The organism is Thermosipho melanesiensis BI429, assembly GCF_000016905.1.
Classification (GTDB): domain Bacteria; phylum Thermotogota; class Thermotogae; order Thermotogales; family Fervidobacteriaceae; genus Thermosipho; species Thermosipho melanesiensis.
In genome coordinates, this window is the sequence record NC_009616.1 from 1,335,243 (window position 1) to 1,358,962 (window position 23,720).

A 23,720-nucleotide genomic window follows, 5' to 3' on the forward strand; every position below is an offset into this window, starting at 1 on the left:
TATAGGTTATGAAGATAAAATTTCCCGATGGTAATGTTAAAGAATTTGAAAAGGGAATTACTCCTGGTGAGATAGCGAAAAGTATAAGTGAGGGGTTATATAGAAATGCAGTTGGAGCAATTGTTGATAATATATTGTGGGATTTAAACAGACCTATTAATTTTGATTGTAGTTTGAAAATAGTTACGAAAAAAGATAAAGAGGCACCAGAATTTTTCAGGCATACTATGGCGCATATTTTAGCTCAAGCTGTTATGAGAATTTATGGAGAAGAGAACGTAAGGTTAGGCATAGGTCCCACAATCGAAAATGGTTTTTACTATGATTTTGAAATTTTGAATGGAACTATAAAGGAAGAGGATTTGGAAAATATAGAAAAAGAGATGAAAAAGATTATAAAGGAAGATTTACCAATTGAAAGATTTGAGCTTCCAAAAGATGAAGCAATTGATATGATGAATAAAAAAGGGCAGATATATAAGGTGGAGTTAATAAATGAGATAAATGATGAAAAAGTTAGCTTTTACAAACAAGGTGAATTTGTAGATTTATGTAGAGGGCCACATCTTCCAAGAACAGGAATGATAAAACATTTTAAATTGCTTTCGGCATCGGGAGCTTATTGGAGAGGTAGCGAAAAAAATCCCATGCTCCAGAGAATTTACGGAACTGCATTTGCAACCAAAGAGGAATTGGAAAATTATTTGAAGATGTTAGAGGAAGCAAAAAAGAGAGATCATAGAAAATTAGGACCAAAATTGGGATTATTTTTCATAAATACAGATGTTGCTGCGGGCATGCCTATTTTCTTACCAAAAGGAACAATTATTTTGAATGAGCTAATGGCTTTTTCAAGAAGTCTTCACGAAGAATATGGATATACAGAAGTGATGACACCGTTGGTAATGAATGTAAAGTTATGGTATCAGAGTGGGCACTGGGATCACTACAAGGAGAATATGTATTTTACTGAAAAAGAAGAAGTGGAATATGCTATAAAGCCTATGAATTGTCCAGGACATATTTTGATATACAAAAACAACGTAGTTTCATATAGAGATTTACCCATTAGATTGTTTGAATTTGGAAAAGTTCATAGATATGAGAGAAGTGGAGTTTTACATGGACTTTTAAGGGTAAGGGCGTTCACTCAAGATGATGCCCATATTTTTTGTAGACAGGATCAAATAGAAGAAGAAGTAAGTAAAGTGGTAAAACTTATTGATCAGTTATATAAACCATTTGGATTTTCATATAGAGCTACACTTAGTACAATGCCAGAAGATCACATGGGTGATGAAGAAACTTGGGAAAAAGCAACCAATGCTCTAAGAAAAGTATTGGAAGACATTAAACTCGAATTTGAAGTGGCAGAAGGAGAAGGGGCATTCTATGGGCCAAAGGTTGATTTTCATGTAAGAGATTCTTTAGGAAGAGAGTGGCAATGTGCAACTATTCAACTTGATTTCCAAATGCCAGAGAGATTTGAATTGACTTATGTTGATAAAGATGGAATTGAAAAAAGACCGGTAATGATTCATACTGCAAAGTACGGCTCACTTGAGAGATTTTTCGGAATACTTATTGAGCATTTTGCCGGAGCATTTCCACTTTGGCTTTCTCCAATTCAGGTTGTTGTGTTACCTGTTTCAGATAAATATGTATCTTATGCAAGAAAGATATACAGTATTCTTATGGAAAATGGTGTAAGGGTATCGGTTGATGATAGAAATGAAACGTTGGGGTATAAAATTCGTGAGGCTCAAATAAACAAGATACCATATATGATAATAGTTGGGGAAAGAGAAGAAGAAAGTGGTAAAATAAGTATTAGAAGTAGGGATGGTGTAGAGCAAAAAGATATAGCTGTTGAAGAATTTTTAGACCTATTGAGCGTGTCTATAAAGGAAAGAAGGTGATATTTTGCTGAATAAAAAGTTGTTAGATTATATAGAAAAGTACAAAGATGATTTGGGATTTGAAAAAGGCGAAAAGAGTATAAATATATTTAAAGAGGGTGATTTTATAAAGCTTGAAAAGGATGGAAAGGTAATATTTGATTTGGTTGATGAAGAAAAGTATTACGAGTTACTTCCATTTATACTTGAAAAAGTGGTAAAAGGTCATTTGAATGTTTTGATAAAAGAAAAGGCCGAAGATCTTATTGTTGATTTATTGGTTAATATTATTGTTTTGAGTGAAATAGAAGATGAAGAGGGATTTAGCCATACGCAAAGAGTTGCGAAAATGGCAGAAAGGTTTGGGAAATTTATTGGTATGGATGAAAAAGAATTGAGAAAATTTGTTAAGCATGCTTATTTGCATGATGTGGGAAAGATAAGTTTGGAACAAATAATGCTTTATTCTCCTACGAGGATAAGTCTTTTTGAAGATAATTATCAAGATCATACAGTTATGGGAAGTATATTTTTATCAATGTTCGATGTGTTGTGGGAATATATTCCAACTGTAAGATACCATCATGAACGCTGGGATGGAAAAGGTTTTCCAGATGGTCTTTCTGGGAAACAAATACCATTCTATGCGCGTGTAATCTCAATTTTAGACTATTTTGACGAGACAACGCATTTTATTTCTTCCGAGTGGGAGGCGGTTTTAAAGACACCAAAAGAGGCACTCGAGTTAATAAAAAAACTATCTGGAAGATATTTTGATCCAAATTTGGTTGAAAAATTTGAAGAATTTTTAAAGAGTGAGGGGGTGGTATAATCAGTCCAGTAATATTTTGGATTGTATTGGGATTAATTTTAATGGCACTGGAAATATTAACACCGACATTTTTTATCTTCTGGTTTGGGGTGGGAGCGTTAGCATCATCTTTGGTGGCATATTTTATTGGAAATACCATATGGGAACTTACGGTATTTGTTGTTGTTTCTGGGATATTAGTGATTTTAACAAGACCGATTATTAATAAAATGACAGGAGATGAACCAAGAAAGATAAATGTAGATGATATTGTCGGAAAAAAAGCACTTGTGATAGAGGAAATTAACAATAAGAAAGCAAAAGGCCTTGTTAAAATCAATGGAGATACTTGGCGAGCTTTTTCGAAAAATGATGAGATAATCGAAAAAGATAAATATGTAAAAGTTTTAAAAGTTGAAGGAGCACATTTAATTGTTATTGAGGAGGGGGAAGAATAATGTATATTTTATTTTTGATTTTCATATTCTTTTTGTTTATATTGGCTTCATCTGGAATAAGGATAGTTAGGCCTTATGAAAGAGGTTTAGTGGAAAGATTGGGGAAGTTTAAAAAAGAAGTAAAAGCGGGAATCCATTTTATTGTCCCATTTTTTGATAAAATGATCAAAGTAGATTTGAGAGAACATGTCATAGATGTTCCACCGCAAGAGGTAATTACAAAAGATAACGTTGTTGTTACAGTAGATGCTGTTATTTATTATGAAATTACAGACGCATACAAGGCAGTATATAACGTCAGTAATTTCGAATTTGCAACTGTAAAACTTGCACAAACTAACCTGAGAAACGTGATAGGTGAATTAGAACTTGACCAGACGTTGACATCCAGGGAGGAGATAAATACAAAATTGAGGACAGTTCTCGATGAAGCTACTGACAAATGGGGAATTCGTATTACAAGAGTGGAAATTAAAAAGATAGATCCACCTAAGGATATAATGGAAGCTATGAGTAAGCAAATGAAGGCAGAAAGAACCAAAAGAGCTGCAATTCTTGAAGCAGAAGGTATAAGGCAATCGGAGATTTTGAAGGCGGAAGGTCAAAAACAAGCAGCCATATTAAAGGCGGAAGGTGAGGCAGAAGCTATTAAAAAGGTTGCAGAGGCTAATAAATATAAATTAATTGCAGAAGCGCAAGGACAAGGAGAAGCTATTATGTATATCTTTAAATCTATCCATGAGGGGAATCCAACAAATGATGTTATTGCAGTGAGATACCTTGAAACATTGAAGGAAATGGCAAATGGAAATGCGACGAAAATTTTCTTGCCTATGGAAGTTTCTGGGATTTTAGGAAGTATTGGGGCCATTTCTGAGATGTTCAAAAATGGCGGTGAGGGAAATAATGATTAATGTTTTTCTAGTTGTAACTTTTTCAGGAGCCTTAGGGCTCCTCTTTTCGGTTTTATTTGCATTTTTTATAGTTGTATCTAATTCTTTTTTTAAATATGGAACTTTTCGTTTGTTTAATGAACTAATGGTTTTAGGATTTGGAGTTTTAGGCTGGTATTTTTTTCCAAATGGATTTTTTCAAATTTTGTATTTTTTACTTTTATCGATTTTTTATCAGTTGTATAGAATAGTAAGGGAGATTTATTCTATAGATGTAAGATTTAGAATTTTAGTTCTTGCACTTGGAAAAGATAGGTTTGAATATGCAATTTTTTCCCTTAAAAGGGTTCGTAAAAGAATAATTGGAACCTTTTTTAAACTTTTGACCATTTTAATTGCTTCTTATTCCATTTCTCAGTCCTTGCAAGCTTTAATAGTAGGTGTTATATCTTTAATAGTTGGGGTTGTCCTTATCATATTAAAGTTGGACTGAGAAAGGGGATTAAAGTGAAGAGAATTAGAATTGAAGCTTTGATGTTTTTGGTGTTTTTGTTTTTAATTTTTTGGGGCGTAGACTCCTACATGGGGGTTTCTAATTTTTTTAAAACATTAATGCTTACAGCACATGATTTGTTGATAAATACCGTTTTTTTTATTATGGCGATTGCCGTTTTAACTGGTGGTTTTTCCGCTCTTTTATTTGAGTTTGGAGTGGCGGATTTGATTGATATATTGTTGAAACCTTTAATAAAGCCTCTTTATAACCTTCCTGGTGTAGCGGCTATGGGGATATTATCTACATATTTTTCAGATAATCCTGCAATTATTGCACTTGCAAAAGACAAGAGGTTTATGAAAAATTTTGATAGATGGCAACAGCCATTGCTGTGTAATCTTGGAACTTCATTTGGTATGGGTTTAATAGTTTCTACATTTATGATAGCGCAAGGGACGCGTATGTCAGTTAATCTTTTTCCGGCTGTTTTAATTGGAAATATAGGTGCGCTAGTTGGAAGTATAGCAAGTGTAAGAATTTTTTCAGTTTATACAAAAAATAAGTTGGGTACGTTTTCAAATGATGAATTTATTCCTGAGAAATATTACACAGAAACAAGACCTGGAAGCTTTATGGAAAGATTTTTGGAGGCACTTTTAGATGGAGGTAAAAGCGGTGTGGAAATTGGTTTGGGTATAATCCCAGGTGTGTTGATAATAAGCACATTTGTTATGATGATAACTTTTGGTCCCAAAGATCAAAATGTGGGATATCAAGGGCTTGCATACGAAGGTATTCCCCTTTTGCCATATATTGGTGAGAAAATTTTTGTTGTACTTAGATGGCTATTTGGTTTTTCCAACCCAGAATTAATAGCATTTCCTCTAACTTCACTTGGTTCAACAGGTGCTGCATTGGCTCTTGTGCCAAAATTTATTGATATGAAGATTGTTACTCCAAATGATATAGCTGTTTTTACTGCAATGGGTATGACCTGGAGTGGATATTTAAGTACACATATCGCTATGATGGATGAGTTAGGATACAGGTATCTTACTGGTAAAGCTATTTTTTCACATACTATTGGTGGTATTGTTGCGGGAATTACTGCTCATTTAATTTATATGTTTTTTTAACCCCACCCCGCAATTGTAACTTTTTGTAGCTAAATGTTAAAAAAAAATACGTTTTAATGTAGCATTAAATAGTTTATTATTTATTTAGATTTTGATATGAAGGGAGTGGGGTCCGTGAATAAGATACTTGTAAATGAGAGATTAAAAAGGGTTGCTGAAACTTTTGGAACTCCTGTTTTAGTTATGGATTTGAATATAGTTAAGGCAAACTATGAGAAACTTATTGACAATGTAAGAAATTCAAGAGTATATTATGCTGTTAAAGCCAACTCCCATATAGAGATTTTAAAGCTTTTAAGAGATTTAGGTAGTTATTTTGATGTTGCTTCAAGACCCGAGATAGAGAAGTTGCTTAGTATAGGTGTTGAACCTGAAAGGATGAGTTTTGGAAACACTATAAAAAAAACTAAAGATATTAGTTTTGCGTATAATAATGGAATAAGAATGTTTGCGGTGGATAGTGAAATGGAAATTGAGAAAATAGCGGACAATGCCCCTGGCTCAGATATATACGTTAGAATAAGTACCAATGGAATGGAAGATGATGCTGATTGGCCACTTACAAGGAAATTTGGAACAAGCGTTGATCATGCAATAAAATTGGTTAAGTATGCTGTTGATTTAGAGTTAAATCCCATTGGTGTAAGTTTTCATGTTGGTTCCCAAAATTATAACCCTGACAATTGGCGGGTTGCAATACGCGAAGTTTCTGTGGTGTTTGAAGAAGCAAGGAAAATGGGGATAGATATGTACATGGTAAATACGGGCGGAGGAATGCCTGTAAAATATTCAAGAAACATTCCATCTGTTGAGGAAATTTCAGAGGTAATAAATAAAGCAATAGTAGATTATATAGGTGAAAATACTTTGGTTGTTTTGGAGCCGGGACGGTCAATGGTAGGGAGTGCCGGGGCGATGGTTACAAGCGTAATATTGAGAAGTAAGAAAGGTGAAGAAAATTGGGTATATACCGATGCAGGGATATTTCATGGTTTAACGGAAACTATTCAAAACATCAGATATGAAGTGGAAGTAATAGGTAGAGAACTTGAAGAAAAGGGAAAGTTCGTACTTGCAGGGCCAACTTGTGACAGTGTTGATGTAATGTATTATGATATAGAACTTGCTAAGAATGTAACTATTGATGATTTGATTGTATTGTATAACACAGGTGCGTATACTACTGAGTATAGTACAAATTTTAATGGAATAGAACCACCTAAAGTGGTTTTTGAAGAGATATTTGTAAAGGAACCATTGACAGAAGAAGTGTGATATAATATTTTAAGGAAAAAAGAGCCGAGGTGGCGGAATTGGCAGACGCACATGACTCAGGATCATGTGGGATTTTTCCCGTGCGGGTTCAAGTCCCGCCCTCGGCACCATTCCCGGGCTTCCGGGAATTTTTCTATTTAAAATTAGAAAGGTGGAAGACGTGGAAGTAGTAAATTTCTCGCAGTTGAGATTAACTATTGGAAGTGAAGAAGAAGTAAGAAAAAAGATAGTTGAAGATGTTAATAACGGTGTAAAAACATTTGTAGTTACTTTAAATGCGTCTATTCTTTTACGTACATTAAAGGATAGTTATTATAGAAAAATTGTTGAGGAAGCTAATTATATTATTCCAGATGGTTCTGGTATAGTTTGGGCGTTAAAAAGGAATAGGAAAATATTGACGGACAGAATTACCGGTATAGATACAATGCTTTATCTGTGTGAAAAGGCGAAAATATATGGTTGGAAAGTATATTTACTTGGAGCCAAAAGGAAGGTTGTAGAAAAGGCTGCCAGAAAATTAAAAAAAAGAGGTATAAATGTTGTAGGGTATTATCATGGGTATTTTTCAAAAAGTGATACTACTCCCATTGAAGAAATAGAGTCTTTAAAACCAGATCTTTTATTTGTTGGCATGGGAGTTCCTAAGCAAGAAGAATGGATATACGAAAATTTTTCTTTGCCCTTTAAGTTGGCTATGGGTGTAGGTGGGAGTTTTGATGTTATTTCAGGTAGTAAAAAGAGGGCTCCTGTATTTTTTCAACGGATGAAACTTGAGTGGTTTTACAGATGGTTGCAATCCCCGATAAAAAAAAGGCATATTCCCATTGAAATTGTAAAATATACATTTATGGTTTTAAGAGGAAAGATAAGATGAAAAAAGAATCTCTAATTAAAAACTATATAAAAGAAATAGTTAATGCTCCTTTCAATCTCACTGCCATAAAAAACGAAGAGGAAGCTTTTCACTTACTTGCATTAGATAGTTTATTACCACTAGAAAAAATGAATTTAATAGGTAATTTTTTAGACGTTGGTACCGGTGGGGGTGTACCTGGGGTATTTATTGGAATAATGTTTAAAAAATTGAAAGGAACATTAATAGATGCGTCTAGAAAAAAAATAAATTATGTCAAAAATGTGTGTATAAAGCTTGGAATAGATAATTTGGAATTTGTTCATGGTAGAATAGAGGAGCAGATAGATTTTATTGAAAAATTTGATAATGTATTTTCAAAAGCTGTAGCAGAGTTAAGAATAATTCTGGAGCTTACAGTTCCTTATGCAAAAGTGGGTGGAAGAATTTTGTTGTACAAGGGAAAAGAATATTTGAAAGAATTAAATGATGCGAAAAACGCGATAGATGTTTTAAATGTAGATTTAGAGGATGTTGTTGAATACGAGATATTAGATAGAAAAAGGGTGTTGCTAATTTTTGAAAAAAAAGATAAAGTAAATGGTTTTCCAAGAAGGTATAATAGAATTTTGAAAAATCCTTTATAGGGAGGATAAAGCGTGTTTGATACAATAGCAGCGGTTTCATCTCCTCATGGAACAGGTGCAATTGCGGTTATTAGAATAGATGGGCCAAAAAGTCATGATATAGCGAAAAAGTTAACAGGGTTAAATAAGGTAGAGTATCGTAGAGTGTATACTACATATTTGAATTTTGAAGGAGATATTTTAGATCAGGTTAATATAGTTTTTTTTAAATCGCCAAATAGCTATACAGGTAATGATTTAATTGAAATATACACACACGGTGGTATTTTAGTAACACAAAATGTTCTTGATGCAATTCTAAAGAGTGGGGCTAGAATAGCAAAAAGAGGAGAATTTACCAAAAGAGGATTTCTTAATGGGAAAATTTCACTTGTGCAAGCAGAAGCTATTTACCAAATTATAGAGGCAAAGAGTGAAGTATCTTTGAAAATGTCATTACAAAATTTGAAGGGAAAATTAGGTGAAGAAATAGAGTATTATCGCGGAGAGATATTAAACGTATTGTCGGAAATAGAAGTAACATTTGATTATCCGGATGATATAGAATTAGATGAAAAAAGCATATTGAATCTGCTTTCAAAGTTAAAAGATGAGGTAGGTAGAAAGATTGAAGATAGTAAAAAATCCATAATGCTAAATAATGGAATTGTTATGACAATTGTTGGAAAACCTAATTCCGGAAAGTCAACACTTTTAAACAGACTTCTTTTGGAAGATAGAGCAATTGTAACTGATATACCAGGAACAACACGGGATGTGATAAAAGGTGAAATAGAAATTAATGGTATTAGATTTGTAATTGTGGATACCGCTGGAATCAGAGAAACAAAAGATGTAGTAGAAAAAATTGGTATAGAACGGAGTTTAAAAGAAATACAAAAGGCGGATGTAATTCTTTTTGTTTTAGATGCAACTACTGGTTTTACAAAAGAAGATAAGCTAATTTTGAGGAAAATTGAAGGTGGAAATTATATACCTGTGTGGAATAAATGTGATGAAGGAAATAATTTTAATAAGATATTTGATGGTGAAATAAAAATTAGTGCTCTTAATGGAGAAGGTTTAAAGAATTTAGAGAATAAAATAGTATCTAAGGTTAAAAATATTATAGAAAGCGGAACGGCTTCTCACGTTATAACCCAGAGACAGGTTGAAATATTGGAAAGGGTATATACTCATCTGGAAAGTGCGGTAAATAACTTAAATATGGGATATGAAATAGATTTAATATCTATTGATTTGAGGAGAGCACTTGAAGAGTTAGATATGCTAATTGGAAGAAAATTTTCCGATGATCTTTTGGATAACATATTTTCAAACTTCTGTGTTGGAAAATAAAAAAATACGGGCCTTTTTTTGGCCCGCTCAAAGTTGTGGGGGGTGTATCTCAAGGGGGATAGGGGGGTTTCTCTAATTAAAATGATACATTGTTTATGTTACAAAGTTAGGCAAACCGAAGTTTCTATTACGAACCATTTGTGTTAATAATTAATTACAAGTAGCGTTTTTAATAATATATAAATGACTTTCCCTTATCTTTACACCTATTTTGACTTAATGTCTACAAATTTAGTTCATAAATAATAAGAAATTATCTACTTCCAGTGTCTTTTGGTGATAAGCTTTTTATCCATTTTATATACTCAGGGTAATTTCTCGTTTGAATATATATTTTTCCAGGACCGATGAAATCTACTACTAATCCTTCTCCACCGAAAATGGTAGATTTAAATCCGCCAAAAGTTCTAACTGAATAATTCACTGATTCGTCAAATGCCACTACATGACCTGTGTCTATTGTTATTTTTTCATCTTCTTTTAGCTCTAAACTAAATATTGCTCCAAAGGATGAAATAGCGAGTTTTCCATATCCAGAAAGTTTAAGCAAGAAAAAGCCTTCCCCTGAGAAAAACGATTTAAATCCGGTAAATTTTGTGTCTAAATTTATACCTTCTTCTGATGCAAGAAAAGAAGTTGATTGCAAATATACTGTTCCATTTAAATCTATTATATCGATATCACCGGGTAATTTTGGGGCAAAAGATATTCTACTTTTATTTTTTGCTTTATATTTATTTAAAAATATGTGTTCACCACCTAGAAATGCTCGCTTTAAGGCTTTGAATACTCCCCCAGTAGAGGTTTCGATTTCTAAATCTCCTGACATTGTAACCATTGCGCCAGGTTCACCTATTATAATTTCTCCGGGTTCAAGATCTACAAAGAGTATTGAGTAGGAACCTTTGAAATTAACGTTAAAATTCATGTTAACCCTCCTTTAATCCAGAATTAAATAAATTGTGGTAATATCTAAATGAGGTGATAATTTGAAAAAACTTATTTTCATATTAATAATTATATCATTTTTAATTTTTGACTTTTGGATTATTTATTCGGAATTTGATTATATTTCTTTTTTTAAAGAAGTGTCTCTTAGTTTTGAAAGTTGGAAGGATTTAAAGGCATTTTTTGATGAGATCGGGTATGATTCACTGAAAAATCCTCCAAAGGTTTATGTTACTTCCTTTCCTAAGGATCTCAAAGATGCTCCTGTAGATATTAGAAAAGAACTTTTTGTTAAGATAATGATACCTATAATTAGAAAGGTTAACGAAGAAATACTTAGAGAGAGAAAAGAAATTATTACTGCTATGGAAAAAGGTGATACTTTAACATTGAAAAAGTATTACAAGAAATATAATGCAAAATCAAACGAAGAATTACTTTTAAAAGTAGATGCTATTCCAGAAGATATTGCTATTGCGCAAGCGGCTATTGAGTCGGCATGGGGGACTAGTAAATTTGTCGTTATTGCTAATAATATATTTGGCGAATGGACTTATGAACCTGGTACTGGAATAATACCAGATGAAAGACCAGACGGCGAGATATATGAAATAGAATATTTTAAAAATTTAGAAGATTCTGTGAGAAGTTATGCGATGAATTTAAATAAATTGCCATATTATGAAAAATTTCGTCTTATTAGAGCTGGTATTGAAAAAGGCCATCCTGCAGATGGCCTGGTGTATTATTCACAAATGAGAGAAAAGTATGTGGAAATAGTAAAAAATGTTATTAAACATCTTCCTGATTTATAGAACAAATACGTTGTTTTTTTTGAGGTTTTTGAGTATGTTTTTTGTATCAAATACAAATGGCACATTCTCTACGATGAGGTTGTAGTCTATACCAACGGTATGTGCAGTCGTTATTATTGCTCCGTCAAATTCTTTAAGCCTTTCTTTTTCTAACTTAATCGAATGGTATTTTTTTCCATTTAGTTCAAATGATGGAATAAATGGATCAAAATATGAAATATTTGCCTTTTTCTCTTCAAGGATTTCAATAACTTTTAGAGCAGGACTTTCTCTCATATCATCTATATTTCCTTTATATGCAACGCCTAAAACCAAAATTTTACTACCATTAAACGGTTTTTTGTACTTATTTAATATATCTCCCAATCTTTGGACAACATAATATGGCATTTCGTCAGCAACTTGTCCCGCCTGCTCCACCAACATTAAATGTAAGTCATATTCCCTTGCCTTATATGATAGATAAAACGGATCAATAGGAATACAATGACCTCCAATTCCAGGACCAGGGTAAAAAGGCATATATCCGAAGGGTTTTGTAGCTGCTGCGTCAATGACTTCCCATATATTGACATTCATTTTTTCAGCTACTTTTGTCATTTCTTGGACTAAAGCAATATTAACTAATCTAAAAGTATTTTCCAATATTTTAGCCATTTCAGCTGCTTTTGGAGAACTTACAGGAAAAACTGGTGCATCTAAAACATTTTCATAAAGTGCTTTTGCGTGTTTTGTACATTCTTTAGTTATTCCACCAACCACTTTGGGAGTATTCCTTGTTTTGTACCTTATGTTTCCAGGGTCAACCCTTTCAGGACTAAACGCAAGATAAAAATCTTCTCCTACTTTTAAACCTGTTTCTAGTAAAATAGGAAGAACAATTTCCTCAGTTGTACCTGGATATGTTGTACTTTCCAAAATTATTAATTGTTCTTTATGGAGTCTTTTTGCAATGTCTTTAGATGTTTGGATTATGTAAGAAAGATCTGGTTGTTTGAATTTATCTAGTGGAGTTGGAACACATATACTTACAACATCGCATTTTGATAGTTTGTCAAAGTTTGTGGTTGCAGTTAGTTTGTTTTTTTTGACTAATTCTTCAAGTTCCTCGTCTTGGACATCTCCGATGTAGTTTTGTCCATTGTTTATCATGTCTACCCTCTTTTGTTGAATATCAAACCCTATAACTTTATACCCTGCCCTTGCTTTTTCGACTGCAAGTGGTAATCCTACATATCCAAGCCCCATGACACCTATTATTGCCTTTTTTTCAATAATTTTGTTGTATAACTTTGACATTTTCTCACCTCCATTCATTCACTGAGCGAATGCAAGAAAATTATATAATCAAATAAAAGTATTGTCAAGTAAGGTTTAAAGATGAAAAATATAGGATAGTATGGTAGAATGAAGGTAAAATAGTAAAAATGGAAGGTGATAGAGTTGAAAAAAGGTATTTTCTTGATTGTAGTTTTACTAGGAAGTTTCTGTTTTTCTTTTTCACTAGATGAAATAATTTTAGATATAGAATCTGTGGAGTTTAACCTTGGAGATGTTTTATTACTTTCTGGGACGTTTTTTTTTGATGGATATGTTAATACCTTAGATTTAGGTGTTTTTGATAATGTCGTTATAGAGAAAATTAACAAAATGGATGAACGTGATTTTTTTATTTGTTTAGGAATTATCTCAATGTTTACTTATTTTGACGATCCATATACATCTTTTACTATTGTTGAAAGTGTTGGTGTTACTAGTTTAATTACTTATGCTGTAAAGTTCCTTGTGGGGCGTGGAAGACCAAATAGCTATGATAGTCCTTTTGTGTTTAATTTTATGTCTTTTAATGATAAAAATCATTCATTTCCTTCAGGTCATAGTTCTTTTGCGTGGGCTCTTTTCACACCTTTAGCTGAAAGGTATGGAAAGCCCCTTTATTTTATCCCGTTTTTATTTTCTCTTGCAAGAGTAGTTGGTGACTATCATTGGGTGAGTGATGTTATTTTTGGAGCTTTTCTTGGCTATACAATAGGAAAATCATTTTACTATACAAAATAGCTTTCCAGGTGTATACCTGGAATTTTTTTTATTTTAAAGTATAATTAATTTGTAAAGCTAACAAAAAGGAGGATTATATGGCTATTGCAAATAGAATAATATTTTTTACTTTGATAAATGGTATTTCAGGAAATATTTATCAAGTGTTATTCAATTTGTATTTGAAAGATTTGGGGTATCATAACGATATTATTGGAAATGTTATGTCTTTTAACTTATGGGGAAGTGCTGTCTTAGGACTAATAATTGGTATTTTGGCAGATAGAATAGGTAGAAAAAGGGTGTTGTTTATTGTACAACCTCTAGTAATTTTCTTTGCAATTATGCGTTTGTTTCCTTCGAATTTAACTTTACTTTACTTTTTTTCTTTTTTCTTTGGAGGATTTAATGCTTCAATTCGGTTGTTAACAGATGTTTTTTTGGTAGAAAGTACTAGTCATGGAAATCGTGCAAAGTATTTTGGGATAAATTTTGGTGTTAATATGTTAACTGGTGTATTAGGGAATAGCATAGGTGGATTTTTGGGAGACTTTTTTGGATTTAGAAAGGTGATGTTTTTTGCCATGCTTTTAAGGTCTTTTGCATTGGTTCCTATATTGAATTTAAAAGAGAAAAGAAATGTAAAATTTAAAAAAGTTAAATTAGATGATTTTCAAAAAAAGATATTCACTTTTTATATTTTTTCAACAGCTAGTGTAGGATTTGGTGCGGGATTATTTATTCATTTTGGAAATGTGATTTTCTATGATTTATTTTCCATGAGTGCAACCTTCATTGGATTTATACTTGCATTTGCACAACTTGGGACAAGTATTGGTTCGGCATTTTCTCACAAGATTGGGAAGAGATTTGGGGCGGCAAAAGCATTGATGCTTTCAAATATAACCGTTCCATTGTTAATATTAATGTTAGCTTTTGTAAGGGAACCTATTTCGTTTACAACCATTTATATTAGCAGGTTTACAATAATGAATATGGTTAATCCCATCTTTAATACCCTTGTTTTGTCATATCTTCCGTCAAATATTTTAGCGGCTAGTACCGGCTTGAGAAATTTTGCAAATAATGCCAGTAGGGCTTTTGCATCAATGCTATTTTCAATACTAGCTACTTCAAATAGTGGATATACTACGATATTTTTGATAAGTTCTGTTTTTTACTTTACAAATGGTATTTTAATGTTTGTTTTTTACAAAACAATAGGAGGAAAGGATAAAAAATTTTATAGTTGATTTGATATAATATTTCTGGTGATTGATGTGAATTTAAAAGTTAGTTTTAAAGTTGTTGTATATGTATCTTTGTTAATTTTTTCATTTTTAAATTTTTTCATAGCATTTTTAATCTTTTTTCTCTTGCAAATTCCTTTTTTGAGAAGGTCTCTTTTGGGGAAACTTCCGTTTGATTTGGAGAAAAAGCCATGGTCTAGAAAAATAAGTTATAAATACAAAGAAAATCTTTGGCTAGATATATATTATCCAAAAACTGACTCAAACCAAATTATTTTGTTTGCACATGGTGGTGGTTGGATTAGTGGATATAGAAGGCAACCGAACAACATTTCGTGGTATAGATATTTGGTTTCAAAAGGATTTACGGTAGCGACTATAGATTATAGATATGGATATTTAAACGATATAGAACTATTAGTAGAGGATATTTCCGATGCTTATAAATTTGTGAGTGAAAAGTTTCCAAAATTAAAAATAAGTTTAATGGGATTGTCTGCAGGCGGGCATCTTGCTTTATATTTTGTTTTAAAGTATAAGCCAAAAGTTGAAAATGTTGTAGCATATTACACACCTTGCGATCTTTTAGATATTTGGAAAAGCCCATCATTATTTGCAAAATTTGCCGTTTCGACAACCTTGAAAAGATTGCCAAATAAATCAAAAGATTTATACATTAAATACTCTCCAATTTCATATGTGGATAAGAACCTTCCACCAATTTTGTTAGTACATGGTTTAAAGGATAAGGTAGTGCCATTTATTTCTTCTGTTAGGATGTATAAGAAATTAAGAAAAATGGGGAATAAAGCAAAGTTGTTACTACATCCCAAAGGTGATCATGGATTTGAATTTGTCTTAAAAGATGATAAGACAAGGGAAATACTTGAAAAAACAATAAAATTTTTAAGGGGAGATTTATATGATTAGTTTTAAATTTGATTTTAAAAAGCCGGATTTTTCATCAGGATATATTTTAAAATCAAAACGGTTTAGAGTTTCATATATAAAGTTTCCTTCTCTTTATAAAGAATGCGAGAAAGGGACTGAGACTGTAGAAGTTTATCTGTTTGAGCCAAAAAAAGATGTAGGCGGCTCTTTGATGATATTACATGGTCTTGGAACTAGTAACATACCATTTCTTTTATGGATGGGGACGCATCTTGCAAATGCAGGACTTAGAACTGTAATACCAATTTTACCCGGTAATTTTACAAGAGTTCCAAATAATTCCGTTAGTGGAAAGGATTATTTTTCAACGGATGTAAATCGTGCAACAAAATTTTGGGAGCATGCGGTTGTTGATGTAATTAGTGTATTAAAGTTTTTTAAGGAGCTAAAATTATGGCATGAAAATAATTGTTTGCTGGGGTTTTGTTTAGGTGGGATGCTAGGTGTTATTTTAAACGCTATTACAGATGATTTTAAAAAAACAATACTTATGACTACAGGAGGAGATATTGCTACTTTGATTTGGTATTCACCAACTTTAGCGTTCATGAGAAGAGATATTAAAAAGGGATTGGGTGGAGATATAAGGGATAAAGGGAAGTTTTTGAAGAGATTTGAAGATGATATAAAGAAGCTTAAAAAGTTTGAAACTGTTGAGGATATGCAAAATAGTGATATCCATCCATTTTTAAAGGTTGATCCAATTGCTTATGCAAAGTTTGTGAATAAAGAACGCATAATATTTATCGAAGCCTTATTTGACAAAGCGTTGCCAAAAAAAAGTAGAAAACTCCTCTGGGAAATGTTGGGAAAACCAAGAAGACATATTATATTTTCCGGCCATGTAACATGGCTTCCCTTTCAATATTTTTTGGCAAGATTTATTTTAAAAGAAATGGATGTAAATGAATTTAGAAGGCAGGCAAGATTGTTGGAAAAAATAAAATACGAAGAAAAATAGCTATTTTCTTTTTAGTTTCATCTTGTACATTAAAATATCTACGTTTTCTAAAGTTTTTTCAACAGACTTATCAAATTTCGTTATTCCCCATGAAAAAGCAGGAGAAATTTTATCGGATTGTTTGAATTTTTTTAGTATGTTATTTATTATCTTTTTGCCTTTTCTTTTAGAACAGTTTTTTAAGACTAATAAGAATTCATCGCCACCTAGTCGAATTAGCAAATCATTTTTTCTAATAAATTGTTTTACGGTTTGTGAAAATTTTACGAGTATTTTATCTCCAGTTTTGTGACCAAATGTGTCATTTATTTCTTTTAATTTGTTTATATCAATATATATAAATACATCCTCTGAAGAAAAGTTTTCAAATTCAAAGATATTTCGATTGAATGCTCCTGTAAGGTTGTCTTTTAGACTTTTTTCATAGAGTTTTTCTTTTTCAATTGTGGTGGATTTGTATTCATAAAGAATTATATACGAAAATACAAAGAAAAGAATCATCCCTCCAATAGGACTTAAAAGTTTGCTTTCAATATCAAATAAAAGGATTATAGTGTCATGTATAGTAGTTAGGATAAATAGTGTTAGTATAAAAAATAGGTAATAGTTTTGGGTTTTTTTCTTAAAGTATAAATAAAGAAGGAAAATAGATGATATTATAAATATTACAGAAAAGTAATTATGTAATAAATGAAGTGATAATATATTAGTTTGAAAAAGTAATAAAAGTGCCATAAAATAAAAAGCATAAACCAGAAAATTTCCTAGTTTGTTTAAATAATAGAAAAATATAAGACTTCCCTTTAGTAAAAATGAATAACCTAGATATAAGCTTATAATAAACAATTTTTTGAATTTTAAGAAACCTTGAATACTTTCAAAATCACTTATAGGTAACAGATCAATTATCCATATACTTGCAAATATTGATGACAGACTAAAGTAATGAAATATCTTCTTTTTATTTAATGAAGTTGTACTTTTTGATAGTAAGTAAAGTATAATAGATAGGGAGATGAAAATGCCGATAAGTATGAGTGTACTGTGGAATGTTAAGAAGTTAAGAATCCAAAATTTATATTTTTGAGATTCATCTACAACGTATATGGGAAATTCTATACCAATTTCATATACACCGCTTAATTTAATTTTTAATGTAGAAATTTTTGGAGGTAGAGGTATAAAATATGGCGTATAAAAGAAATGGCCCGCTTTGGATGAATAACCTTTTTTTAATATGGTTGTGTTATTTGCTAAAATTTCAATATATGATGCATCTATTTGTGGAATGTAAAGGTATTTGTTGCTAGATTTTGGAATTTGTATTTCAAAAGTTAAACTAGTGGGAGATTTTAAATGTGTATAATATGGAAGTTTTACATATAAATCTTTTTCCATTATTTTCAAATTATCAATTTCTATTCCAGTTGGATTCAGTGAAAAATGGTATAATCCTAATATTAATGTTATAAAGAAAAAGGCAATAAATAAAGTAAGTAAACTTTTTGTAATAATTTTTCCCCCTTTAATTAATATTTTATCAACGATTTAAAATTTTGCAACTAAGGAGTGGTAGATGTGAAAATATTGGGTCATAGAGGTTATTCTGAAAAATACGTTGAAAATACATTAGAATCTTTTCAGAAGGCGATTGAATATGGAGCGGATGGTGTGGAACTCGATGTTTACTGGACAAAAGATGGGGAGGTAGTTGTAACACACGATAGTAATTTAAAAAGAGTGTTTAATGTGGATTTAGATGTAAGAGAAGTTAACAGTAAAAAAATACCTAAAAACATTCCAAGGCTTTATGAAATATTTGAAATAATGTTAGATGATAAGATAATAAATGTGGAGATTAAGGATGCAAATAACGCAGAGAAGATAGTACAATACGTTTTGAAAAAAAGAAAACAGGAGATTATTTTTAGTTCTTTTGAACATGATATAATAATAAAACTTTCTAGAATTTATGGGAATGAGAAGTTTGGATTATTATTTGATGAGAGACACAAGAACTTGAACTTAAATGATTTGAGAGATTTGTTCTATAAAACAAATATTTTTAGTGCGCATATTCCTATTCAGTTATATTACATAGATGAAAAGTTGTTTTTTGAATTTTTAACTTTTTTAAAAAAACTAGGAAAAAAGATAGTAATTTGGACGGTTAATAGTGAAGAAGAAGTAGAAATGTTAAAAGGATTGGCAGATTATATAATAACAGATTGTGTGGAAAAAATAGTTGGATATTTGAAAAAAACTGGCCGATAATGGCCAGTTTATATTACTCCCAATTTCTTTCCTACTTTTTCAAATTTTTCAAGGGCAAAATCAAGGTCTTCTTTTGTGTGAACTGCACTTATCATTACCCTTATTCTTGCTTTTCCTTTTGGAACTGTTGGATAACCTATTGATTGTGCAAAGATGCCCTCTTCAAATAGTTCTTTGCTAAATTGTGTTGAAAGTTTTGCATCGTATAACATGACGGGCGTAATTGGAGTTTCACTTTCACCTGTGTCAAAACCCAATTTTTTCATTTCTTCTTTAAAGTATTTTGCATTATCCCAAAGTCTCTTTACTCTTTCATCTGATTCTTGGAGAATTTTTGTCGCTTCTAATGCAGCAGCAGTGTCTGCAGGTGATAATGGACTACTAAAAAGGAATGGTCTTGCTTTTTGTTTTAGATAGTCAATGAGTTCCTTTTTACCTGCGATGTAACCACCGAGAACACCAAATGCTTTTGAGAGAGTACCTATTTCAATATCTACTCTACCGTGTAATCCAAAGTGATCTACTATACCTCTTCCATGACTTCCAAGTACTCCTTCACCATGGGCATCATCTACCATTACCATGGCATTGTATTTTTCAGCGAGCTCAACAATTTCAGGTAATGGAGCCAAATCTCCGTCCATGCTAAATACACCATCTGTGATTATTAATTTTCTTCTAGCATCTTTAGCTTCTTTAAGTTTTTCTTCAAGATCTTTAATATCTCTGTGTTTCCAAACAAATCTTTTTGCTTTTGATAATCTAACACCATCAATGATACTAGCATGATTTAATTCGTCTGAAAGAATAGCATCTTCTTCATTTGTGATAGCTGGTATAACGGCTTGATTTGCAACAAAACCTGATTGTAAGAATATTGTTGCTTCTACTTTTTTAAACTTTGCCAAAGTTTCTTCTAATTCATTATGTAAAGAAAAAGTACCTGCAATAGTTCTAACTGCACCAGGACCTACACCCCATTTTTCAACAGCTTGTTTTGCTGCGTTTTTTAATCTTTCTTCATTTGCAAATCCAAGATAGTTATTAGAACAAAGATTTAACACCTTTTTCCCATCAATAACCAACCATGCACCTTGGGGTGATTCGAGAGTTCTAATATATGTGTACAATCCCTGGTTTTTTAATTCATCAATTTCTTTTGCAAAAATGCTGTAATCAAACACAGTTACACCCCCTAATCAAGATTTAATACTACTTTTCCACATTTTTTGTTTAACATAAGTTCAAAGCCTTTTTCCCATTGATCAAATGGAAGAACGTGAGTTACTACCTTTGAAAGATCAACTTTTTTGTTTTTTAATAACTCATCTGCTACTTTCCAAGTATCGAACATTCTTCTTCCTGTAATACCGTATACGGTAATACCTCTCATTATCACCAGTGAATCAAGGTTAATATCGATGCTTCCGCCAAATATGCCTAGCAAAGAAGCTTCTCCACCCATAGTCACGCATTTTAGACCGTCTTCCAAAGCTTTTTTATTTCCACTCATTTCTAGTAAGATATCTACACCATCATTGGTTATTGTGTATATACTTTTTACTAAATCTTGTTCCAAAGGGTTTATTACTATATCTGCCCCATTTTCTTTAGCCATTTCTATTCTTAACGGATCTACTTCCGTTGTAATTACAAGACTTGCACCTGCGGCTTTTGCTACTTGTATGGCCATTAAACCTATTGGCCCAGATCCAGTTATGAGAACCTTTTTACCAGTTAGATCACTTACAAGTGCGGTATGTACAGCATTTCCAAAAGGTTCCATTACAGAAGCAAAATCTAGCGGTATTTCTTTTGAGAATTTCCATAACACTGTTTCTGGGATTACAGCATATTCTGTAAATACACCATTTCTATCTACTCCTAATATCTCGAGATTTTTACAAACATGCATGCGGCCTGTTTTACATTGATAACAGTGTTCACATGGAATGTGAGTTTCGGCAGAAACCAAATCTCCCACTTTAACTTGGGTTACTGCTTCACCTACTTCTACAACTTCGCCAGCCATTTCATGCCCAACTATCAATGGTGGTTTTATTCTTGACTGTGACCATTCATCCCATTTGTATATATGAACATCTGTTCCACAAATGGAAGCTCTTCTGATTTTAACAAGTACATCCCTTGGACCTAATTTTTCCGGTTTATTTACATCTCTCATTGTAAATCCAGGACCTGCATTTTCTTTTAATATTGCTTTCATATTAATCCTCCTTCCAGTTTTATCCATCTATAATTATATTACTTAAAAGTGCCTTAGTAAATCAAGATAATAGTTTATTAAACGAAATTATAGTTTCTTAGAATATAATTAAAACAGTATATTAATTGTTATTTAACTTTTTAAGGAATGTTTTCCCAATTATGAAGAATAATAATCCATATATTAGCATTAAAATTAACCCGAAAAAGTTAAAGATATTTCTTCCTGTTGAAATAGAAAAAGCAGGAAGATTTAGTATGATAATTAGTGGTAAACCTATAGCTATTGAAATACCACAGACTAAGTTTTTTGCTGCTCCCGTTTCAAGTATTGGATCTACCTCTCTTAACAGAGCTATACCAGTTGATATGGTACATGTTAGCATTCCGTAAAATGCAACCCTATTTTCAATTTCGTATCTTTTAAATATTCTTTTAGTTAATGGCATTATAAAGAAATATGTTAAAACGCCTGCGGTAAATGTAATTATAAATATTCCCCAGAATTCGTCTTTAATTTTTGAAAGTACAACTGCGCTTATGGAAGCAATAACCATAAAGTCAAATACAATACCTGCAATTCTTTGTAATAAAAAGTTATTCAAATAATTTTCTCTGGCTATATTTTTTTCTTTAAGTTTGTTATAAATAAATCTAAACGCCATTCCAGAAATAGCACCTATAACAAAATGAAATCCCCACAAAATAGTTGAAAGTGTATGTTCTATATTTCCTAATGGTAAAAGTATTTTTTCTACAAAGCTTAAGAAAATAAAAGTTATTAGATAAATAATACCAATTATCACCATTTGTATGGTCATGCCATCCATGTCAGAAAATTCATAATCTGCTACTTTTATCGCTTTTTTTCAACAATCTCTCTCTTTTTTGATTTAATAAGTAGTATATTTAAAATTACTATTTCTCCAAGTGTTGCCCGACCAAATCCGGAAGCGGCTATTGCAAGACTTATTGAACTTCCATTATGAAGACCAACTATTTCCCATTGATGTCCAACGGAATATGCCTGACCAGATCCCTGGCCAAATCCAAGTGGGACTATGTATCCAATGGCAGGTGAAAATGTTTTATCAAATGTATTTATTAAAAATCCTAGAGAAACTCCTAGAATACCTTGAAAAAGGTAAGTAGCAACAATTACTAACCCAGCACCAAGATAACTTCTTTAATTAAAATTTTCAATTTTTCTTAGAGAAAGTGATATAAAACCTATTGCCATTAGGTGATAAATTAATTTTCCTAGAAAATTTACATCTACTTTTATTAGATTAAGAAAATTAGGTCCTATAATAAATCCAATAAATCCAGCAAGAATTGAATTGGGTATAATCATTTTTCTAAGTGGAGGGATAAATCTTTTTAATAAGATAGCTATTGAAAATAAAACTGATATAACGAAAAAGGTTTTAACCGTTGTTGTAAACATCTTTATACCTCCTAATTAAATAATATAGTAAAAGACTTTCATTTTCTGTTTTTATTCTAATTACGTATTTTGAGTTGTATATAAATTCGGTGAAACGTTTTAAGAATGTTGTAACACCTTTTATTTGATTAAAGCTTAGGTTTAAATTATCAAATTTCATTTCATGCTTGAGGAATTGGATATTTCCCTTTTTTAATATTTTTATTTTGTTTGTGTTTTTTCTCTTACAATCAATTTTGCATTTTCTATGATTTTTATTTTGTTAAAGTTATCATTTAAAGCTTTAACTTGAGAATTTAAAATTTTATCAATTCTTTGGTTATTTAAGTAATCATATTTATCTATGTGAAATTCATGTTTACAATTAATGCAAAGGGCATAATTTTTATTGTTTTTTATAGACCTAAAAGCACCACATTTTGGACAAAACCATAGAATTCTTTCTATTCCATTAGTTTTGTTTTTTCCTTCGAATTTTATCTTTTCTTTTTCTTGCCATTCCCATTCATTGTGGTTTATAAAGTCTAAAACATCTTTTCCGGAAAATTGTTTTATTTCTAAAATTATTTTGCCTCTTCTATTGTAATTAGCCCATCTTGTATTTAATAGATAGCCTCCCTTAATTTTTACTGCTACTATTGGAACTTTAACCATTTCAGGCAATTTTTCTGTTCCGGCAGGGAGTAATTGAAAAACTCCATTCCGAGTAATGGAGCCTTCTGGAAATATACCTACAACTTTTCCGCTTTTTAAATTTTTAAAGATTTTTCTTATAGTACTAATGTCTGGTTCACCTTTTTGTTTTGGTATAAAGTTTAGTGATTTAAATAAGGAGCCAATAAATGGTTTATTAAAATTACCTTTTGCAACGACCCAGGTGATAGGTTTATCGAAAAAGGAACTTATAAAAAACGGATCAAAGGTATTGGTGTGGTTTGAAATTAAAAGAAGGGGTGTTTTAGGAATTTTCCTTTTATCTCAAGATTAAATCTTTCCTTAAAAA

General features: G+C 31.5%; 25 protein-coding genes, 1 tRNA gene and 1 pseudogene. 17 read left to right on the plus strand and 10 right to left on the minus strand.

The features are described from left to right. Positions 1-8 precede the first annotated feature (8 nt). The 11 genes from thrS to mnmE all read left to right on the plus strand — a co-directional run bounded on the left by thrS (position 9) and on the right by mnmE (position 9,808). Entirely contained in the window at positions 9-1,919 is a 1,911-nt protein-coding gene (gene thrS, locus TMEL_RS06825; RefSeq protein WP_012057535.1) for a threonine--tRNA ligase, read from the plus strand. A gap of 4 nt (positions 1,920-1,923) precedes the next feature. Further along, positions 1,924-2,730 carry an HD-GYP domain-containing protein gene (locus TMEL_RS06830; protein WP_012057536.1) on the plus strand — a complete coding sequence of 269 codons (807 nt, stop codon included), beginning with the start codon at positions 1,924-1,926 and terminating at the stop codon, positions 2,728-2,730. A gap of 41 nt (positions 2,731-2,771) precedes the next feature. Further along, entirely contained in the window at positions 2,772-3,167 is a 396-nt protein-coding gene (locus tag TMEL_RS06835; RefSeq protein WP_049750459.1) for an NfeD family protein, read from the plus strand. Beyond that, positions 3,167-4,081, plus strand: coding sequence for an SPFH domain-containing protein (locus TMEL_RS06840; protein ID WP_012057538.1), 915 nt, complete (start codon positions 3,167-3,169; stop codon positions 4,079-4,081). Before TMEL_RS06835 ends, TMEL_RS06840 begins: the two co-directional genes overlap by 1 nt. Next, entirely contained in the window at positions 4,074-4,553 is a 480-nt protein-coding gene (locus tag TMEL_RS06845) for a hypothetical protein (RefSeq protein ID WP_012057539.1), read from the plus strand. The genes TMEL_RS06840 and TMEL_RS06845 overlap by 8 nt, the downstream gene beginning before the upstream one ends. A gap of 14 nt (positions 4,554-4,567) precedes the next feature. After that, positions 4,568-5,692, plus strand: a complete 1,125-nt coding sequence (locus TMEL_RS06850) for a CD0519/CD1768 family membrane protein (protein ID WP_012057540.1) — start codon at positions 4,568-4,570, stop codon at positions 5,690-5,692. Positions 5,693-5,788: 96 nt separating this feature from the next. Beyond that, positions 5,789-6,967: a type III PLP-dependent enzyme gene (locus TMEL_RS06855; protein WP_049750436.1), complete on the plus strand. Its 1,179-nt coding sequence runs from the start codon at positions 5,789-5,791 to the stop codon at positions 6,965-6,967. A 23-nt stretch (positions 6,968-6,990) separates the two neighbouring features. Next, a tRNA-Leu gene (locus TMEL_RS06860) sits at positions 6,991-7,077 on the plus strand. 50 nt (positions 7,078-7,127) lie between these two features. After that, positions 7,128-7,844, plus strand: a complete 717-nt coding sequence (locus TMEL_RS06865) for a WecB/TagA/CpsF family glycosyltransferase (RefSeq protein WP_041426063.1) — start codon at positions 7,128-7,130, stop codon at positions 7,842-7,844. Further along, a complete protein-coding gene (gene rsmG / locus TMEL_RS06870; protein WP_012057543.1) occupies positions 7,841-8,470 on the plus strand; it encodes a 16S rRNA (guanine(527)-N(7))-methyltransferase RsmG in 630 nt (209 codons plus the stop codon). The genes TMEL_RS06865 and rsmG overlap by 4 nt, the downstream gene beginning before the upstream one ends. A gap of 12 nt (positions 8,471-8,482) precedes the next feature. Next, positions 8,483-9,808, plus strand: coding sequence for a tRNA uridine-5-carboxymethylaminomethyl(34) synthesis GTPase MnmE (mnmE, locus tag TMEL_RS06875; RefSeq protein ID WP_012057544.1), 1,326 nt, complete (start codon positions 8,483-8,485; stop codon positions 9,806-9,808). Positions 9,809-10,061: 253 nt separating this feature from the next. Here mnmE and TMEL_RS06880 read toward each other — a convergent pair whose 3' ends face one another. Next, the gene (locus TMEL_RS06880; protein ID WP_012057545.1) at positions 10,062-10,736 is read right to left on the minus strand and encodes a TIGR00266 family protein; all 675 of its coding nucleotides are present in this window, start codon (positions 10,734-10,736) and stop codon (positions 10,062-10,064) included. Positions 10,737-10,797: 61 nt separating this feature from the next. On the opposite strand from TMEL_RS06880, the gene TMEL_RS06885 reads away from it, so the two are divergent. Continuing rightward, positions 10,798-11,571: a glucosaminidase domain-containing protein gene (locus TMEL_RS06885; protein ID WP_012057546.1), complete on the plus strand. Its 774-nt coding sequence runs from the start codon at positions 10,798-10,800 to the stop codon at positions 11,569-11,571. Here the strand turns inward: TMEL_RS06885 and TMEL_RS06890 are convergent. Then, a complete protein-coding gene (locus TMEL_RS06890; RefSeq protein ID WP_012057547.1) occupies positions 11,566-12,870 on the minus strand; it encodes a nucleotide sugar dehydrogenase in 1,305 nt (434 codons plus the stop codon). The two genes, TMEL_RS06885 and TMEL_RS06890, sit on opposite strands and share 6 nt — an antisense overlap. A 135-nt stretch (positions 12,871-13,005) precedes the next feature. On the opposite strand from TMEL_RS06890, the gene TMEL_RS06895 reads away from it, so the two are divergent. The 4 genes from TMEL_RS06895 to TMEL_RS06910 all read left to right on the plus strand — a co-directional run bounded on the left by TMEL_RS06895 (position 13,006) and on the right by TMEL_RS06910 (position 16,770). Beyond that, on the plus strand, positions 13,006-13,629 hold the full coding sequence (locus TMEL_RS06895) for a phosphatase PAP2 family protein (protein WP_238375206.1): 624 nt from the start codon (positions 13,006-13,008) through the stop codon (positions 13,627-13,629). Between the two features lie 77 nt (positions 13,630-13,706). Then, on the plus strand, positions 13,707-14,861 hold the full coding sequence (locus tag TMEL_RS06900) for an MFS transporter (protein ID WP_012057549.1): 1,155 nt from the start codon (positions 13,707-13,709) through the stop codon (positions 14,859-14,861). Between the two features lie 18 nt (positions 14,862-14,879). Then, entirely contained in the window at positions 14,880-15,788 is a 909-nt protein-coding gene (locus tag TMEL_RS06905) for an alpha/beta hydrolase family protein (protein ID WP_238375207.1), read from the plus strand. Continuing rightward, positions 15,781-16,770, plus strand: coding sequence for an alpha/beta hydrolase (locus TMEL_RS06910; protein ID WP_012057551.1), 990 nt, complete (start codon positions 15,781-15,783; stop codon positions 16,768-16,770). Before TMEL_RS06905 ends, TMEL_RS06910 begins: the two co-directional genes overlap by 8 nt. Here the strand turns inward: TMEL_RS06910 and TMEL_RS06915 are convergent, their stop codons facing one another. Next, on the minus strand, positions 16,771-18,168 hold the full coding sequence (locus TMEL_RS06915) for a GGDEF domain-containing protein (RefSeq protein ID WP_012057552.1): 1,398 nt from the start codon (positions 18,166-18,168) through the stop codon (positions 16,771-16,773). A 180-nt stretch (positions 18,169-18,348) separates the two neighbouring features. Between TMEL_RS06915 and TMEL_RS06920 the strand changes: the two genes are divergently transcribed. Continuing rightward, positions 18,349-19,044, plus strand: a complete 696-nt coding sequence (locus tag TMEL_RS06920; protein WP_012057553.1) for a glycerophosphodiester phosphodiesterase family protein — start codon at positions 18,349-18,351, stop codon at positions 19,042-19,044. A gap of 8 nt (positions 19,045-19,052) precedes the next feature. Here TMEL_RS06920 and TMEL_RS06925 read toward each other — a convergent pair whose 3' ends face one another. The 7 genes and pseudogenes from TMEL_RS06925 to TMEL_RS10565 all read right to left on the minus strand — a co-directional run. Beyond that, on the minus strand, positions 19,053-20,228 hold the full coding sequence (locus tag TMEL_RS06925; RefSeq protein WP_012057554.1) for a glycine C-acetyltransferase: 1,176 nt from the start codon (positions 20,226-20,228) through the stop codon (positions 19,053-19,055). 11 nt (positions 20,229-20,239) lie between these two features. Then, positions 20,240-21,271 (minus strand): L-threonine 3-dehydrogenase, encoded by a 1,032-nt coding sequence (tdh, locus tag TMEL_RS06930; protein ID WP_012057555.1) that lies wholly within the window; start codon positions 21,269-21,271, stop codon positions 20,240-20,242. Between the two features lie 121 nt (positions 21,272-21,392). Beyond that, positions 21,393-22,100, minus strand: coding sequence for a hypothetical protein (locus tag TMEL_RS10395; protein WP_012057556.1), 708 nt, complete (start codon positions 22,098-22,100; stop codon positions 21,393-21,395). Between the two features lie 356 nt (positions 22,101-22,456). Beyond that, complete coding sequence (locus tag TMEL_RS10400) at positions 22,457-22,717, minus strand: hypothetical protein (protein ID WP_196769455.1); 261 nt, start codon at positions 22,715-22,717, stop codon at positions 22,457-22,459. Further along, complete coding sequence (locus TMEL_RS10555; RefSeq protein ID WP_012057558.1) at positions 22,698-22,877, minus strand: hypothetical protein; 180 nt, start codon at positions 22,875-22,877, stop codon at positions 22,698-22,700. Before TMEL_RS10555 ends, TMEL_RS10400 begins: the two co-directional genes overlap by 20 nt. A gap of 41 nt (positions 22,878-22,918) precedes the next feature. Continuing rightward, positions 22,919-23,380: a hypothetical protein gene (locus TMEL_RS10560; RefSeq protein WP_231109729.1), complete on the minus strand. Its 462-nt coding sequence runs from the start codon at positions 23,378-23,380 to the stop codon at positions 22,919-22,921. Positions 23,381-23,398: 18 nt separating this feature from the next. Then, positions 23,399-23,683, minus strand: a pseudogene (locus tag TMEL_RS10565) (lysophospholipid acyltransferase family protein); the annotation flags it as partial. Positions 23,684-23,720 lie beyond the last annotated feature (37 nt).

Bases quoted from the DNA above. Each gene is read 5' to 3' on its own strand.
- TMEL_RS10400 (WP_196769455.1), bottom strand. From the start codon at position 22,717: ATGTTTACAACAACGGTTAAAACCTTTTTCGTTATATCAGTTTTATTT.
- TMEL_RS06845 (WP_012057539.1), top strand. From the start codon at position 4,074: ATGATTAATGTTTTTCTAGTTGTAACTTTTTCAGGAGCCTTAGGGCTC.
- tdh (WP_012057555.1), bottom strand. From the start codon at position 21,271: ATGAAAGCAATATTAAAAGAAAATGCAGGTCCTGGATTTACAATGAGA.
- TMEL_RS06835 (WP_049750459.1), top strand. From the start codon at position 2,772: ATGGCACTGGAAATATTAACACCGACATTTTTTATCTTCTGGTTTGGG.
- TMEL_RS06910 (WP_012057551.1), top strand. From the start codon at position 15,781: ATGATTAGTTTTAAATTTGATTTTAAAAAGCCGGATTTTTCATCAGGA.
- TMEL_RS06880 (WP_012057545.1), bottom strand. From the start codon at position 10,736: ATGAATTTTAACGTTAATTTCAAAGGTTCCTACTCAATACTCTTTGTA.
- TMEL_RS06900 (WP_012057549.1), top strand. From the start codon at position 13,707: ATGGCTATTGCAAATAGAATAATATTTTTTACTTTGATAAATGGTATT.
- TMEL_RS10555 (WP_012057558.1), bottom strand. From the start codon at position 22,877: ATGAAATTTGATAATTTAAACCTAAGCTTTAATCAAATAAAAGGTGTT.
- TMEL_RS06890 (WP_012057547.1), bottom strand. From the start codon at position 12,870: ATGTCAAAGTTATACAACAAAATTATTGAAAAAAAGGCAATAATAGGT.
- TMEL_RS06855 (WP_049750436.1), top strand. From the start codon at position 5,789: ATGAAGGGAGTGGGGTCCGTGAATAAGATACTTGTAAATGAGAGATTA.
- TMEL_RS06915 (WP_012057552.1), bottom strand. From the start codon at position 18,168: ATGGAAAAAGATTTATATGTAAAACTTCCATATTATACACATTTAAAA.
- rsmG (WP_012057543.1), top strand. From the start codon at position 7,841: ATGAAAAAAGAATCTCTAATTAAAAACTATATAAAAGAAATAGTTAAT.
- TMEL_RS10395 (WP_012057556.1), bottom strand. From the start codon at position 22,100: ATGGATGGCATGACCATACAAATGGTGATAATTGGTATTATTTATCTA.
- TMEL_RS06840 (WP_012057538.1), top strand. From the start codon at position 3,167: ATGTATATTTTATTTTTGATTTTCATATTCTTTTTGTTTATATTGGCT.
- thrS (WP_012057535.1), top strand. From the start codon at position 9: ATGAAGATAAAATTTCCCGATGGTAATGTTAAAGAATTTGAAAAGGGA.